Genomic DNA, 14,338 nt, shown 5'->3' with positions numbered 1-14,338 from the left:
GAGAAAGGACCTTCCCCGGAACCAGCCTCGCCGTCACTTACCGTCATGTAGCCGGAATAGACATAGCCGACTTTCTCCGGCAGGATGACCTTCAGCCAGTCTCCGTCCGTGCCGATCACCTTCACGGTCGTTCCGTTTGGAAGCTGGGTGAAGGCGGTGTAGTCCATTCCCGCACCCGTGCGGACATTCAAATTGCCGCCGCCCGTGGTGACAGTACCGGTCTGCCCGGGGTCATTTTCGCCGGAACTGAACTGGATACCATCATCGGTGACGGATACCGTGACCTGGCTGCCTGCCAGAGTGGAAAGCAGATCAGAAACATCACCGGCCGTTTCCTGTTCAGCCATGGACTCCGTGCTTTCCTCACCGCCGCTGGCAAAGGCGGTGACAGAAAAAGCGGCAGTGCTGAGCACCACCGCCAAAAGAGCCGATACCATTTTTGTCATAAAGTTATGCTTCATCCTCGTATCCCTCCGTTTCCTCATTCTCGGTGTTGCCCTCCTGCAGCATGCCTTCCGGCAGAGAGATCATACCGCTGGCATAGGCTTTCAGGAAGGCGGTCAGCTCCTTGTTGTCCATTTTCACGGCTTTCACCATGCGGACGATTTCCAGATTTTCTTCCTCCGCAAGCTGGGCCTCCAGCGCACGAAGGCGTTTCTGCTGTTCCGCGATCTTTTCTTTGGTTTTCGCAATATCGTTGCGGATCTTCTGTGTCGTTGCCATAAATCAAATTACCTCCATATCGTTTTTTAGTTGTAGGGCGGTCGCCCAAAAGCGTAAAAGTGGGATTGCCAGTAGCTTGTGTTGATATCCGCATACTGGATGGGGTCGCCGCAGTGTAGCATTTTTCCACCGCCCACATAGATACCCACATGGGAGACGCCCGGCGTATCGTAAGTACCGACGAAAAAGATCAGGTCGCCGGGTCTTGCGTTGGCAGAGGATACCGGGGTGGAAATATTGTAGAGCCCCTGGGCTCCCAGCCTGCCCGTATTGCAGACGCCGCTTTCTGTCAGCACCCAGGACACGAAACCGCTGCAATCAAAAGAAGTGTTTGGATTGCTGCCACCCCAGACATAAGGATAGCCGATGTACTTCTCCGCCTCGGTAATGAGCGCTGCAAAGGTTTCATCTTCCAGTGCGGAAGGCGGAATATCATAGGTGGTGGGTGGTTTGGTGTACTTGTCTACATAGCCGGAGCCGGGGAACAAATCTTCCCGGTTTCCCAGCGTTGCCATATAGACCGCATACAAGGAAAGTGTTTCTTCGTCCATGATGTAGACCGGCACATGGGAAAGATCGAAGTTTTCCAGCTTCACATTGCAGATATAGTAGTTATACGGTACTTCCACGTCATAGTCATTTCCCTCGCTGTCTGTCCGTGTTTCCGTCCGATAGCGCACTTCCACTTCCACGGTCTGCGTCAGGATGTACTGTTTTTCAAAGAGCATTTGCAGCTCCGCCTGAACCTCGTCGATGGTAAACACCCCTTCATGGAACGCCGTGAGAATGGAAATCAGCACATAGGGGTCATGCTTGATCTCGTCCAGGTCAAAACGGTATTCGTCATATCCGGGGTGCAGAGCCTCATAGTGCTCCAGCTCATATTGAAGCTCCTGCTCCAATTCGCAGTAGGCCGCCTCCGCAGCCAGCATATCCGCATCCTCAGAGAGATAAGAAGAAGTGAATACACCGCCCACGCCGGAGCCCGCCATCATGGAACAGGAAGATACCCCGCCAAACAGCAGAGCAACACAGGCGCCAATGCCGATCACCAGCAGCACCGTCCGGCTATGGTGCTTGATGTAGAGGAATGTTTCCTTGAAGGCGTTCTTTGCTTTCTGCGCCGCACTTTTCGCCGTGGCCGCTGTGTTCTTTGCGGTTTTCTCTGCCTGTCGCAGCTCCTTTGCATAGTTCCGCTTGATCCGCTGTTTCTGCAGAAAGCGGGATACCGGGTTAGAAGCTGCCAATGCAGGATCATCATGCAGTGCCTTTTGGTAAAGGTAGTCGGCGTTTGCCTTAAAAGGAGCCTGCTCTGCCTTCGCCGCGTCACGCCAGGGCTTTGTGCGGTGATGGTGAACGGCGGCACGGACTTTACCTTTTCCGTAGGCAATCCCACGCTCTGTCAACACCTCGCCTTTGTGTCCGGCCTCTACACCCACATTTTCCTGTTCCACCTCATGCACCTTCGCATGGGCGGCGTGGGCGATCTCATGGACCGGTCGGGAAAGTGGATTGTGCCGCAGGCGTCCGTTGGGGCGTTTCTCCACTTCTTCAAAGTGAAGCTGCATCTTGCCTTTTCCGGCTGTCTCGTCAAAAACACGCTCGGTACGGAGAACTTTCTTTTTGGGGATAGCGGCCTTCGCCGCGTCCAGCCGGTCCGCCGCACGGTCGGAACGGTCGATGTACTTCCCAAGTGCGGGATCGGCATATTCTTCCTCGGTGAATTGCAGACGGGAGGACGGGTGCTGCCTTGCGGCAGAACCATCCCGCACTGCCTGGGTATCAGCCTTTTCCGCTTTTCGTGCGGCTTTCCTCTCATGGCGTTCCGCCGCACGCAGGGCAAGGTCAGCCGCAGCGCCAGCGGATTCTTCCGAAGAAGCGGACAGCTCCGTTTCCGGCTCCCGGCTGCTGATATGTTCCACCTCGCCTGTGGCAAGGTTTTCCGATACCGCGCCGTCACGGGTCATTTTCTGCGTGATCTTATCGGTCGCTTTCAGTTCCCTCATAGGCAGTCACCTTCCTTTCCATAGGGGCAGAAGTTACCGCAGGTGCCATTTTCGATCATGGCGATATAGCGGAAAATGGGATAGGCCTGGGGCGGGCAGACCGCATTTCCCAAAGTTTTCAGCCGCAGCGCCCTGTCATCCATGCGCTCGGTCATGCGGGGGATTCCTTCGGGCTCGACGGCCCAGAGGATACGTCCGTCCATCCTTTCGGGAAGCCCATGAGCCATTCCACCCAATCCGGGTTCAGTGCTGCCGTTTCGGACACCGGCTGTTCCTGAGAGATGATCTGCGCCGACAGGTTCCCGTCCTTCTTCGCCGGATCGAAGGCTGATGGCTTCAAGGTTGAGCGGAAACCGTCCGACGCCACCGGGGTCAGATAGAATACCGCCGCCGACAGGCTGAGGCTCCAGATCGCCCCGTTTCGGTTCCTCTTGCGGAATATCCCATTGTCCGACAGGAACACATCCAGGCTTGCCGCGTCCCTGGCGGTGTTGTTGTCGGAGGCAAGGGGTGTGGGAAACATCAGCCGCGACGATAAAAGTTCGCTGGCGCTCATGCCATGCGCCGACACCGCAAGCCGGAAATACGAATGGGAGAACAGCGTATCCCGCTTTTGCCAGGTCAAAGATCGTTTTGTCGAGCCCCATATTGATGAAGCCAGCAACATTTTCCCCAAGCACCCAACGGGGCCGCAGCTCGGTAATAACGCGGCACATTTCCGGCCACAGGTAGCGTTCATCCGCAAAGCCCTTCCGTTTTCCTGCGGTGGAGAAGGGCTGACAGGGAAAGCCGCCTGAGATAACGGTAACTGTTTCAAGTCCTGTTTTTTCAAAAAACGCCTCCTTCGTGAAAGTAGTGATATCCCGGAACCTGGGAACATCCGGCCATCGTGCGGAGAGGACGGAGTGCGGAAAATCCGCCCACTCACACTGGCAGACGGTTTCAAACCCGGCAGCCTCCGCTGCCAGGTCCAGACCGCCAATGCCGGAAAACAGGCTCACATGGGTCAGGTTATTCATGGAGCATCCGCTCCCGGATGGATTTCTCCATTGTATCGTAGGCCCAGGGTGTATCATCCGTGGGTAGCCCCCAGCGCCTGCAAAGGCGTTTCATCCTGCGCTCATAGCCGGACACGCTTTTCTGGATTTTCAAAAGTGCCTTTTCGTCCGCAGCCTCCGCCAGTCTGCGGGTCAAACTGAAATGATAACAATAGAGATCATACAAATCACCGATCAGAAGCCGAAAACTTCCGCTGCCGATCACATATTTTTCATCATTCATGCGCCGTGCCTCCTTTCCCGGTTTCACCAAGTTTTGTCGTCATAATGCTGTAAAGCTCATTATCCTGCGGAAAGTGATCCACAAATGGCAAGATCACATTGCCGAAGAAGATCAACCCCTCGCCGGGGCCTGCGTTGCTGATATGTGCCGCTTGCTGGGTGGAGATATTCAGTCGTTCACAGAGGATTTTCCGATCCCCGCTGGCCTGATTGAGAAGATAGATGAAGTCGCTGTTTTCAAAAATGTTCTCGATCTCCGGGGAGGCAAGAAGGTCCTTGATGTTCTGGGTGATCCCGGTGGGGATACCGCCCCATTTGCGAAAGCGTTTCCAAATCTCCACGCTCCAGGAACCAACCTCGCCACGCAGCAGAAGGTGGAACTCGTCCACGAAGTACCAGGTGGATTTGCCCTGATCCCGGTTTTGGGAAACACGGTTCCATACCTGATCCTGGATCACCAGCATACCCAGGCTTTTGAGCTGCTTTCCCAGCTCCTTGATATCGAAGCAGACAATGCGGTTGTTGATATCCACATTGGTACGGTGGTTAAAAACATTCAAACTGCCATGCACATACAGTTCCAGTGCCGCCGCGATCCGCTGCGCCTCCGGCTCCGGCTGCCGCTTGATCTCGTCATACAAATCTTCCAGCAGCGGCATATTCTCCGGGCGGGGGTCTGCGATATAGGGGCGGTACACGATCCGCACGGCACGGTCAATGACCGTTTTTTCCACTGGCTCCAGACCGTTCCGGCCGCCTGCCGCCAGTTCACAGAACGACAAGATAAAGTCAGATTTCAGCGCCAGCGGGTTATCATCCTCGCTGTAATTGAGGTTGATATCCATAGGGTTCACATACTGCGTGCTGGTTGGAGAGATTTTGATGACCTGTCCTTCCAGACGGTTCACCAGCGGAAAATATTCCGCCTCCGGGTCGCAGATCAGGATATCGTCCTTTGTGTTCAGGAACACACCCACGATAGAGCGCTTTGCGGAAAAGCTCTTGCCGCTGCCGGGTGTGCCTAAGATCATGCCGTTGGGCGTTTTCAGCTTTTTGCGGTCAGCAAGGATCATGTTGCCGGAAGTAGCATTAAGCCCGTAGTAGAGAGCTTCGCCGCCGTGGAAAATCTCCTGTGTGGTGAAGGGAACGAACACCGCCACCGCCGAAGTGGTAAGTCCGCGCTGTATCTTAATGCGGTTGACACCCAGGGGCAGAGCCGATACGAAGCCGTCCTCCTGCTGGAAGTCCAGCCGAACCAGGGAGCAGTTATATTTCTGCGCCACGCTTGCCGCACGGAGAAGGTCATTCTCCAGTTTTTGCTTGCTGTCCGAAAAATTCACCACCAGAAAGGTCATCAAAAACATTCGCTCATTCCGGCTTTGCAGATCACGGAGGATGTTCTTTGCCTCGCCTGCGTAGGTGGCAAGGTCGGTGGGGATGATATCCATATCGAAACCCTCACGCACAGCCTTTTTCTGCGCGTCAATCTTCATACTGTCAATGTCGGTGATCTTTCGCTTGACCGTTTTGATTGCCTCGTTCTGGTCCATGCTGCGGATATGGAGGCTGACAAGCAGCCCGCTGTCCGTATCCAGCAGTTCGGTGAGCATACGGTCATCCATTTCCGGTGCGCTGATCTGCAGAAAGGACACGGCACAGAATTTATCCGCCATCGTGAACTTCCTTGCTTCACCGAAGCGGAAAGAAGAAGGTGCAATAAAATCCTGGACCGACAGGCCGGAAGGGGCAAGCCAGCTCCATTCAAAGGCAAACCGTTCCCCGTCCGGGTGCAGGATGCCGTGGAGCATTTCCAGCCACTCCTTGCCGCCAAGCTCCTTTGCCAAAGCACCCATGACCTTGAAATGGTTAAGGGCGTCCATGACAATCCGGGAAAATCGTGCCCGTGCGGTTTTGCTGTCCCGTGCCTCGATGGTGAGGGTCAGATACTTTGTTTTGATAAGACCGTTGTTGCCCCGTTCAAGCTGCTTGCGGAGCATCTGCGTGTAAAGCTCACGGATATGGTCGAAGTGATCTCCCTGCGCCGCGATCTCGATACGCTTCACAAAATCCTCCCGGTTCATGCGGCGGCTCACAAGGGAGAGCTGCATCCCGATAGAAGCGTCATGGGCGTTATACATATCGCAGAGGGCTTCAAAGATCGCCGTCTGGTCGTCAGGCTTTGCAAGCTGATAATTCACATCCTCGAACTCGATACACTTCGACCAGGTGTGGTCATCCAGCTTGCACAGGCCGTCCGGGTACATCTGGCGGAACGGTAAAGTGTCCTGTGCGGAATGTACCTTGCCGTCGCCTCTGGCGGTTTCCAGAATACGGCTGATCTCACGCTTTTCCGCAGCGGTTAGCTTTACCGTGGGTTTTGCCGCCTGCCGTGCCTGCGGCTCTGGCTTTCGCTTTCTGAACAATGGCTTTCACCTCCTTTTCCGCCTGGGCCTGCCGCTCCAGGGCTGCGTAGAAATTGTTTGTCTGGTAAGGCCGCTCTTTCGTCCGCAGGAACATACAGCGGATGACCTGTCCGGCCACCACCTCCAGGGGTTGACCATGCCGCTCATACATGGCAAGCAGAAAGAACGGGAGCATGACGATAATCATGCAGAACGCGGCGGCACTGTTGCTGGCCGTGCGTCTGAGCAAAAAGAAAAGCGGTACTCCGATGAGTGCCGCCGCTCCGAAACATATAAGCTGCCGTTTGGTAAGCCCAAACAGCACTTTGGATTTTACTTTCGTCAAATCCTTTGGAATGGTTACATACGCCAATTTATCAAGCCTCCTTAATGCGCTCCGAACAGGCTCTTAGAGAGGCTGCCGGTCTTGAACAAGGCGAAGCACAGCAGGACCGTGTAGCCCATGCAGGCCCATATCGCGCCTGAGATATTTCCGTCCGTGGCGATACTCTGTACCAAAACAGAGTAGATTCCCACGCACACCATGATTAGAAATGCCTGGAACGCCAATGCAAACAGGGATTTCAAGTAGTTCTGTCCTGTATGGCTCCAATCCCGGTTCGTCATAGTGGCAAGCGGGATCGGTCCAACGGAAGTCGTCAAATACACCTCAATCATGCGACCATAGATGACAAGCATGATACAGATGGAAAGGGCATTCATGGTAAGCCCCACGAAAAGGGACTGGAACCACAGCCCGAACAGTTCTCCCGTACCCAGGGCTTCAAGCTGCGCCTCCATATCCGTGATGACGCTGCTGATATCAATGGAGGTATTCCCGATGATGACGCCTGCGCTGCTGTTCACAACGCTTTGCCCGACATCGAAGATACCCATGACGATATTCCATGTGTTCGTCACAATGAGAACGGCACAGAAGGTCTTGAAAATCCACTTGAAGAACATCCAGGTGTCTACATCGTGCAGATTATTTTTCTCTGTCACAAGCTGGATCAGCTCATAACACATTACGAATGTCAGGATAACCCCGGCGATTGGAACGATCACCGTTTCAGAGAGGTTTCGGATCATAGAAAAGACGCCGCTGTTCCATGCCAGCGGCGTCTGTCCCACTTCACCGGCGATCTCGCCTACTTTGGTATTGACCGTATCGAACATGCCCGACAGGTTTCCCGTGATTCCCTCGATGAGCAGCCCTCGGAGCCATTCATCGAGTTTGTCGAGTATGCCGCCCATAAGCGATCACCGCCGGACGATCAACCGAACAGGCCGGAGAGCAGAGGTACAAGAGTGATGCCGATGAGGGCGACACCGCCGCCAGCCATCAACTGTTTTATCCCCAACTAGGTGTAAAACTCTGCTCGATGGCGGGCGGCGGCGTACAAAAAATCTATATGGTGTTTTTAAGAGAACCGTCCCGGCGGGACAGGTCAGGCAGTGACCTGTTCCACCTCTGGGATGGGTTTGAGATTAAAATGAATTTCGATAGAAATGTGTCTTGTTTTATCTTCGTCAATGCGCTCATGCACGACGATTTCTTTGATTAAGCGGTTGAGGGTGGCTGCGTCCAGCTCTGTGATATTGGCGTATTCCTGAATGGCTTCCACCCATTGTTTTGCGTCATTGGCAAGCTGGACTTCATCGGACAGCCGCTTTCTGCCCTCGGACACTTTTGCTTTAAGCTCCGCTTGCTCGGTCTGTGTCTTTTCCAGCATGGTGTTGAAATTCTGTTCACTGATACGCCCTGCAATCATATCCTCATAAAGCCGCATTACCATTTTGTCCAGAACCTCAATCCGTTCCTCGTCCCTTGTGAGGGAGCGTTCCATTGCTTCCCGCTGTTCCCGCTGCTCGGCTTCACAGGTATTGGTCAAGCGGTCGGCAACCGCTTCCCCGTCCATCAGGGCGGCTCTGGCACATTCCCGGATTTTCCGCAGCACATGGCTGTAAAGGGTGTCATAATCAATTCGGTGCTGGGTGCAGTGGTTCTTTCCAAAGGCATTGTAGGTTTTGCAGGAGTAAATCTGCTGGGGATGTTTTGCGTTTGTGTAGCGTATCGTCAGTGACTTCCCACACTCACCGCATTTTATCAGTCCGGCAAACAGGCTGATTTCATTGGTCTGCCCCGGACGCTGGCGGGATTTCAGCTTGTTCTGCACAATGTCAAAGCTCATGCGGTCAATCAGCGGTTCATGCTGTCCCTCCACCACAATCCAGTCCTCCGGCTTCTTTTCCCCAATCGTGCCGATTTTGAAACGGTAGTCCTTTTTCTGGGAAGCAATCGCCCCGGTGTAGACGGGATTCATCAAAAGGTCTTTGATAACTGAGAAGTCCCACATATACCGCCCGTTTTCCGGGTCTTTCTTTTCCCATTTGGTGCGGGTATTGCGAAGCCCCCGTTCCCGGTTCCACCATGTGGGGCAGGGGATTTTTTCTTCCTCCAGCCGTCTGCGGATATAGTTCGGACCATGACCGTTTAGGGCATATCCGAAAATCAGCCGCACAATCGGGGCGGTTTCCTCGTCAATGAGCAGATGGTTTTTGTCCTCCGGGTCTTTCCGATACCCAAACGGGGCAAGACACCCGGTAAACTGTCCTTTCTGCGCTTTCAGAAGATAAGAGGAATGGACTTTCTTGGAAATATCCTTGCTGTACATCTCGTTCAGGATATTCTTGAACGGGGCAATATCGTTGTTATCCCGCAGGGTGTCGATACCGTCATTCATGGCGATATAGCGGACACCGTTTCTTGGGAAAAAGTCCTCAATCAAATGCCCGGTTTGCAGATAGTTACGCCCCAGACGGCTGAGGTCTTTCGTGATGACAAGGTTGATCTGCCTGCGCTCAATGGCTCTCAACATTCTCTGTAAATCAGGACGCTCCATATTAAGACCTGTGAAGCCATCGTCCTGATAGACCGCCACAACCTCCCATCCCTGCTTTTCGCAGTATTTTTCCAGCATATCACGCTGGTTTGCGATACTGGCACTTTCGCCTTGCAGGTCATCGTCCTTTGACAGCCTGCAATAGACCGCTGCACGATAGCTCCCGGCAAGTGCCTTTCCGATTGTTCTGTATTCCATTTCGTTCATCATAGCCATTTACCCACACAATCCAGACGGTATCTGGCTCTTTTGAACCTCATCTTCATTATACTTCATATCTTTCTTTTTAGCAAGATATTCTTTCGTATTTGTCTTACCGTATTTCTGGGAAATCAGGCTGACGAACACATCGGTTGCGTCAAGCTCCCCGTCAAACACAGTAGTCACATGAATCTCTGTTTTGTTTTTTGCCATAGGCAGTTATCCTCCATACATGAAAATAGCCAGACAGAGGGTGTCGGCAACGAAGTCCGGCAACGGGCTTCAAAAGACCTTGCAAACAATCTCAATCTGGCGATGGTTACTATTTATACTTTTCTTTTATTTTTCTGTTGTTTTGGTTGTTATAAGGGAGAAAAGCCCGGAAATAAGGGTTTTTCCCCGGCAACCGGCTCGGCAACGGGATAGCAACAGGGGGTGCAACGGGCTGTCATTTTCAGAATGGAAGCTCCATCTGTTCTGTGACCTCCACAAAACCGTCCATTGTTTTTTCAGACGGATTGCCGGAGTCCGTTGCCGGGTTTTCACGCTCCCAGCCCTTTTGTCTGCCATATTCTAAAAACATTCTTGGGTTCGGGAAGTACCGCCAGCGGTCAATGCACTGGTTCATAATCTCGTTGATTTCCCGGATTTCCCATTGCTTCGGCTCGTCAAAGGCATGGTTTAAGGCTTCCTTGTAGAGCTGCTTGGAACAGACCATGCTCCCGGTGTACTTATCAAGATACGCCTGTATCATCCCGGCTTTGGTGTCCTCCGGCATAAAATCCCGCTGGTGTTCTTTGAGATACCGCTGCATGGCGGGGCTGAAAGCCAGCTTGAACCTGCCGCTTCGGTAAATCTCCATCGCTTCCGCCCACATCTGCTCAATATAGGCTCTGGAAGCAGCTTCGTCCTCCAAAATGTGAACCTCGGCTTGCTCCGGGTACACCATGACGGGGATAAAGCGGCGGTTGCCGGAACGGTCAAGGGGCAGGAAGTCAAGGGCATTGGAAGTGCCGCCAAACACGCACTGACGGGGGCGGTCTGCCGGGTGGGTTTCATAGGGTATCTTGTAAACCTCTTTCTGCCGGCTTAAAAATGACTTGATTTCCTCAATGCTCTTGGCGTTTGCGGTTGCCATCATTTCCGACATTTCGATAATCCAGTGACCTTGCAGCTTGCGATACACATTGTCATCGTCCAGCTTTCGCAAATCATCGGAGAACCACTCGTCCCGGACTGCCAGCAGACGGAAGAAGGTGGACTTGCCAGCCCCCTGACCGCCTACCAGACAGAGCATGATTTCAAACTTACACCCCGGCTGAAAGGCTCGTGAGATTGCACCCAGCAGGAACAGCTTCAACGCTTCATAGGTGTAATCGTCTGCGTCAGCCCCCAGAAAGTGCCGCAGACAGAAACGGATTCGTTCTGTCCCGTCCCACACAAGGGCACTTAGGTAGTCCCGGATGGGATGGTACTTGTTTTCATTCGCCACAATCCCGATGGCGTTATCAATCTTTTTCTCATTGGTAAGCCCGTAGGTTTCTTCCAGATAGAGAAGCAGATACTTCATGTCCGTATCGTTCAGGGCGGTGCTTTCTCTGTGGAAGCCGATGGGCTTTATGATGTCCTTGCGGTCAGTTAGAATGTTGTATGCGATAGCCCCGGAAAGCAGAGGGTCACGCTGGAATACGGTCAGGCAGTTCCGGATGCTCTGACGGACACCGCCTTTCTCGGTGGTTTCCAGCCCCGCCTTGATTTCCTCAATGCTCTGGGGCGGCTGCATGGCGTTCATGGTGTTTTTTAGTTCCTGCTGCGTCTGCGGCTGCAAGCTCTGCCATTCGCTGTTCAAGCTGTATCACATCCTTTCCGTAGTCCGTAATCAAAGCCGCTTTTTCCTCTGTCTCCCCGAACAGCAGCACATCCAGCAGATATTCCACTTGGTCTTGCTTCTGTAAGGCTTCCACAAACCGGGGATGAAAGGCTTCCTCCGGGGAGTGCGGGGCGTAGTCCGTTCTCCATGCCATAAGCAAGTGAAGATAATCAGTAAGAATACGGAAGCAACGGTTTTTTGCTTCCTGAAACTGTTCCTCCGGGGATTTCTGCCGGGGCTTGGGCTTTTTTACCTTCCCCGGCGGTTTCCAGTCCTCATAGGAAAGCCCGAAGTCCTGTGCCAGCTGTACGGCAGCTTCTTTCTTTCCCAGCCCATACAGGGCGGCGGCAAAATCAATCACATCCCCATCCGCACCGCAGCCGAAGCAGTGGTAACGCCGATCCAGCTTCATGCTTGGGGTTTTATCGTTATGGAACGGGCAGCAAGCCATCCCGTTCCGGCCTACACGGATTCCATAATGCTCCGCAGCCTGTCTTGTTGTGACGGACTGCTTCACAGCTTCAAATACATTCAAATCTATCCCTCCTTGAAAAAAAGAAAAGCACCTGACATTCTCAATCTGAAAATGGCAAGTGCCTGTTAAAGTTCCATATCCTGTTGTTTGTGTTTTGTCTGCACCGGGGCAGTTCTTTGTGCTTTTTTCTCGTCTGCCTTATCCAGCAAGACTTCTTTGATAGGCTGCTTCTTGGGCGGCTCTTTGCTTTCCTCTGTGCCGGGTGTGGCTTTCCGTACCCAGTAGCGGATGTCCCGCAGTTTCTTCAAGTCCTCCTGTACCTCGGTCAGCGGTACTTTCAGGTCTGCGATTTCGCTGAGAAGCGTTTCCTGCTCCTGTTGCAGCTCCTTTTTCGTTTTATCCTTATCGTCCGGGTGCTTGGCAAGGTAGGCGGCGGCTTTCTCATACCGGGCAACCTCCAGGTGTTCCTGCTTGAACGCTTCCTTTGTTTTCTTGAAAAATATCTTCTGGTACTTCTCATAGACAGGCTTACATTCCTTGCAGTCTGTCCGGCTGGCAAGAATCCCGTCAATCACTTTGCTTCGGGCTTCCTTTGGCTTCATCTGATTGCGGTAATCTGCGGCTGATTTCCCGGAAGATTCCAGAAATGCTTCTAAGTCCTCCACAGTGGAAAGCCCCTTTTGCCGGAGATAGGACAGGGCTTCGCTGACTGCCTTTAAGTCCTGTGAAGTCCCCCGGTTCTGTCCAGCCCTCGTCCAGTCCTTCCGTTCTTCCTTTCGTATCTCCATGTACTTCATCAGCAGATTGGGAAGAAGTGTTGCTTCCTCCGCCGCCTTTTGTGCAAGCAGCTCTTTCCGTTTTTCGCCCAGCTCGGTAATCCAGCCTTTGAGGTTTTGGATAAGCTGCCGGATGGACTTCATCAGATTGTTGGCAGCTCTGATTTCCCGGTTCAGGTTTCCGATATTCGTCTGGATACCCCGCTTTTCCATCTGCCGGACAGCAGCTCCCTCATGGACAGTAGGGACTATATCAAGCCCCTGTCTGGCATAGGAACGCAAGTCCACACGCTCCGGGCGGTCATTGGCTTCCAGATAGCGGTTCTGGATGACCTCCCATTCATGCCGCCAGATTTCACAATATTTCTGGTCGTTCCAGTCCACCGTATCCTCCTTGTGGCTTTTCCACCTGCCAGATGGCAGCTTTATCCGTTCCCCATTCTCGTCAAGGTCATAAACCTTGCGGCTCTTGGGAAGCCATTTCCCATGTTCGTCCATTGCCCTCATAGTCAGCAGGACATGGGCGTGGGGATTGTGTCCCGGCGGATGAGGGTCATGGATGGCAAAGTCAGCAATCATGCCTTTGGAAACAAACTGCTTCTGGCAAAACTCCCGGACAAGGACAGCATACTGGTCGGGCGGTATCTCTCTGGGGATGGTAAGCACCCACCGCCTTGCAAGCTGGGAGTTCCATTGTTTTTCCACCGCTTCGGCGGCGTTCCACAAGGTATTGCGGTCTGCATATTCCTGTGGGGCATTTGCCGGGAGCAGGATTTCATTGTGGACGATACCACGCTTTTCCGGGTAGTGCTTCACTTGCTGGTCGTATTCACAGAACAGCTTTTCGCCGCTCTGGTAAGCAGCGGCGGCAACAGCAGACTGCCGCTGGCTGCGCTGCACAATCGTGATTTCGTTGTGTGGACAGGGCATTTCGTGTTCCTCCTTTCGCTAATTGGTGGATGGGGTGGCGTTTTACCACCTCATTTTGGGCAGAAAAAAAGCAGGAGACCTTTTTTCAGATTTCCTGCTCGATGTGCCGCTGTGTGGGCGGCGGGTATTTAGTTGTAAAAGTTCGGGACAAGTTGACCCGATGAGTGAATGATAAATAGAAAATTTGCAAAGACTATTGACATTTTTCCAAAATATCTTTCAGTTGAGCAGTCAACACATCTTCTTGACCGAGAAGCACATCTTTTTCATATACAATGGTATTCCACAGATTGCTGAGTTCTGCGGAAATTTCAGGGCTATCACAAAATTCGTGTGCCACCCAAATATTGCTGGCTATCGCTTCTGGGGCGCCATCAATGGACAGACCTTTATCTTTGATTGTATCAATCGCACGAGAAATATATTTATCAAATTGTGCTGCTCGACTTTCTGTATGTGACTTGTCGCTCACATAGTGTCCAATAAAAAAGGAAATTGCAAATCCAGCGATGATGAACACGATAGTCAATGCTGTACCTATTCTTTTCATACTTCCAACTCCTTTGTCAAATTCAAGAACTATTTTTTATTGCTTCCTATCCAGTAACATCCTGCTCCGATTACCGCTGATAAAAATTCAATTCCTTTCAAATACATATCGTAGTTTGTATATCCGATAATTGGACCAGATAAAACATAAATTATAACAAACACAATAACTGTAACTATTGCTCTCTTAGCAGTGTCCTTCACTTTTATTCCCTCCATA

The 14,338-nt window shown here is 52.5% G+C and carries 15 protein-coding genes and 2 pseudogenes; 1 reads left to right on the top strand and 16 read right to left on the bottom strand.

Going from position 1 to position 14,338, the window contains the following annotated elements; translation table 11 throughout:
• Positions 1–56: 56 nt before the first annotated feature.
• The 11 genes and pseudogenes from DW724_RS16390 to DW724_RS06020 form a co-directional block, all read right to left on the bottom strand.
• A pseudogene (locus DW724_RS16390) lies at positions 57–347 on the bottom strand (SH3 domain-containing protein); the annotation flags it as partial.
• Between the two features lie 103 nt (positions 348–450).
• A complete protein-coding gene (locus DW724_RS06065; RefSeq protein WP_005541834.1) occupies positions 451–723 on the bottom strand; it encodes a DUF4315 family protein in 273 nt (90 codons plus the stop codon).
• Between the two features lie 26 nt (positions 724–749).
• Positions 750–2,729 carry a C40 family peptidase gene (locus tag DW724_RS06060; RefSeq protein ID WP_118760966.1) on the bottom strand — a complete coding sequence of 660 codons (1,980 nt, stop codon included), beginning with the start codon at positions 2,727–2,729 and terminating at the stop codon, positions 750–752.
• Positions 2,726–3,748: a DNA cytosine methyltransferase gene (locus DW724_RS06055; RefSeq protein ID WP_118760965.1), complete on the bottom strand. Its 1,023-nt coding sequence runs from the start codon at positions 3,746–3,748 to the stop codon at positions 2,726–2,728. Before DW724_RS06055 ends, DW724_RS06060 begins: the two co-directional genes overlap by 4 nt.
• Positions 3,741–4,010: a hypothetical protein gene (locus DW724_RS06050; RefSeq protein ID WP_118199935.1), complete on the bottom strand. Its 270-nt coding sequence runs from the start codon at positions 4,008–4,010 to the stop codon at positions 3,741–3,743. The genes DW724_RS06055 and DW724_RS06050 overlap by 8 nt, the downstream gene beginning before the upstream one ends.
• The gene (locus DW724_RS06045) at positions 4,003–6,432 is read right to left on the bottom strand and encodes a VirB4-like conjugal transfer ATPase, CD1110 family (protein WP_442861255.1); all 2,430 of its coding nucleotides are present in this window, start codon (positions 6,430–6,432) and stop codon (positions 4,003–4,005) included. The genes DW724_RS06050 and DW724_RS06045 overlap by 8 nt, the downstream gene beginning before the upstream one ends.
• A complete protein-coding gene (locus tag DW724_RS15970; RefSeq protein WP_117907933.1) occupies positions 6,350–6,784 on the bottom strand; it encodes a PrgI family protein in 435 nt (144 codons plus the stop codon). The genes DW724_RS06045 and DW724_RS15970 overlap by 83 nt, the downstream gene beginning before the upstream one ends.
• Positions 6,785–6,798: 14 nt before the next feature.
• The gene (locus DW724_RS06035; RefSeq protein ID WP_021739912.1) at positions 6,799–7,668 is read right to left on the bottom strand and encodes a VirB6/TrbL-like conjugal transfer protein, CD1112 family; all 870 of its coding nucleotides are present in this window, start codon (positions 7,666–7,668) and stop codon (positions 6,799–6,801) included.
• 20 nt (positions 7,669–7,688) lie between these two features.
• Positions 7,689–7,772 (bottom strand): annotated as a pseudogene (locus DW724_RS06030) (Maff2 family mobile element protein); the annotation flags it as partial.
• 90 nt (positions 7,773–7,862) lie between these two features.
• Positions 7,863–9,533, bottom strand: a complete 1,671-nt coding sequence (locus tag DW724_RS06025) for a recombinase family protein (RefSeq protein ID WP_118760964.1) — start codon at positions 9,531–9,533, stop codon at positions 7,863–7,865.
• Complete coding sequence (locus tag DW724_RS06020) at positions 9,534–9,731, bottom strand: hypothetical protein (protein WP_054328110.1); 198 nt, start codon at positions 9,729–9,731, stop codon at positions 9,534–9,536.
• Here DW724_RS06020 and DW724_RS16305 point away from each other — a divergent pair.
• Positions 9,705–9,944: a hypothetical protein gene (locus DW724_RS16305; protein WP_021682886.1), complete on the top strand. Its 240-nt coding sequence runs from the start codon at positions 9,705–9,707 to the stop codon at positions 9,942–9,944. The two genes, DW724_RS06020 and DW724_RS16305, sit on opposite strands and share 27 nt — an antisense overlap.
• Before the next feature lie 28 nt (positions 9,945–9,972).
• On the opposite strand, the gene DW724_RS06010 is transcribed toward DW724_RS16305, so the two are convergent.
• The 5 genes from DW724_RS06010 to DW724_RS05990 form a co-directional block, all read right to left on the bottom strand.
• A complete protein-coding gene (locus DW724_RS06010; protein WP_109258350.1) occupies positions 9,973–11,310 on the bottom strand; it encodes a virulence-associated E family protein in 1,338 nt (445 codons plus the stop codon).
• Positions 11,279–11,923, bottom strand: coding sequence for a CHC2 zinc finger domain-containing protein (locus tag DW724_RS06005; protein ID WP_109258349.1), 645 nt, complete (start codon positions 11,921–11,923; stop codon positions 11,279–11,281). Before DW724_RS06005 ends, DW724_RS06010 begins: the two co-directional genes overlap by 32 nt.
• Positions 11,924–11,988: 65 nt before the next feature.
• Positions 11,989–13,569 carry a MobQ family relaxase gene (gene mobQ, locus DW724_RS06000; RefSeq protein WP_118760963.1) on the bottom strand — a complete coding sequence of 527 codons (1,581 nt, stop codon included), beginning with the start codon at positions 13,567–13,569 and terminating at the stop codon, positions 11,989–11,991.
• A 193-nt stretch (positions 13,570–13,762) separates the two neighbouring features.
• Complete coding sequence (locus DW724_RS05995) at positions 13,763–14,119, bottom strand: hypothetical protein (RefSeq protein WP_117541235.1); 357 nt, start codon at positions 14,117–14,119, stop codon at positions 13,763–13,765.
• A gap of 29 nt (positions 14,120–14,148) precedes the next feature.
• A complete protein-coding gene (locus tag DW724_RS05990; protein ID WP_227093999.1) occupies positions 14,149–14,322 on the bottom strand; it encodes a hypothetical protein in 174 nt (57 codons plus the stop codon).
• Between the last annotated feature and the right edge of the window lie 16 nt (positions 14,323–14,338).

It is taken from the genome of Butyricicoccus sp. AM27-36 (assembly GCF_003480945.1).
In the GTDB taxonomy this organism is placed as follows: Bacteria; Bacillota; Clostridia; order Oscillospirales; family Butyricicoccaceae; genus Agathobaculum; species Agathobaculum butyriciproducens.
Note: the sequence above shows the minus strand (reverse complement) of the source record. Positions and strands in the feature narration are given on the sequence as shown.

Excerpts from the sequence above, each read along its gene's own strand:
- DW724_RS06065 (WP_005541834.1), bottom strand. The coding sequence starts at position 723 with ATGGCAACGACACAGAAGATCCGCAACGATATTGCGAAAACCAAAGAA.
- DW724_RS06060 (WP_118760966.1), bottom strand. The coding sequence starts at position 2,729 with ATGAGGGAACTGAAAGCGACCGATAAGATCACGCAGAAAATGACCCGT.
- DW724_RS06055 (WP_118760965.1), bottom strand. The coding sequence starts at position 3,748 with ATGAATAACCTGACCCATGTGAGCCTGTTTTCCGGCATTGGCGGTCTG.
- DW724_RS06050 (WP_118199935.1), bottom strand. The coding sequence starts at position 4,010 with ATGAATGATGAAAAATATGTGATCGGCAGCGGAAGTTTTCGGCTTCTG.
- DW724_RS06035 (WP_021739912.1), bottom strand. The coding sequence starts at position 7,668 with ATGGGCGGCATACTCGACAAACTCGATGAATGGCTCCGAGGGCTGCTC.
- DW724_RS06025 (WP_118760964.1), bottom strand. The coding sequence starts at position 9,533 with ATGGCTATGATGAACGAAATGGAATACAGAACAATCGGAAAGGCACTT.
- DW724_RS16305 (WP_021682886.1), top strand. The coding sequence starts at position 9,705 with ATGAATCTCTGTTTTGTTTTTTGCCATAGGCAGTTATCCTCCATACAT.
- DW724_RS06020 (WP_054328110.1), bottom strand. The coding sequence starts at position 9,731 with ATGGCAAAAAACAAAACAGAGATTCATGTGACTACTGTGTTTGACGGG.
- DW724_RS06010 (WP_109258350.1), bottom strand. The coding sequence starts at position 11,310 with ATGAACGCCATGCAGCCGCCCCAGAGCATTGAGGAAATCAAGGCGGGG.
- mobQ (WP_118760963.1), bottom strand. The coding sequence starts at position 13,569 with ATGCCCTGTCCACACAACGAAATCACGATTGTGCAGCGCAGCCAGCGG.
- DW724_RS05995 (WP_117541235.1), bottom strand. The coding sequence starts at position 14,119 with ATGAAAAGAATAGGTACAGCATTGACTATCGTGTTCATCATCGCTGGA.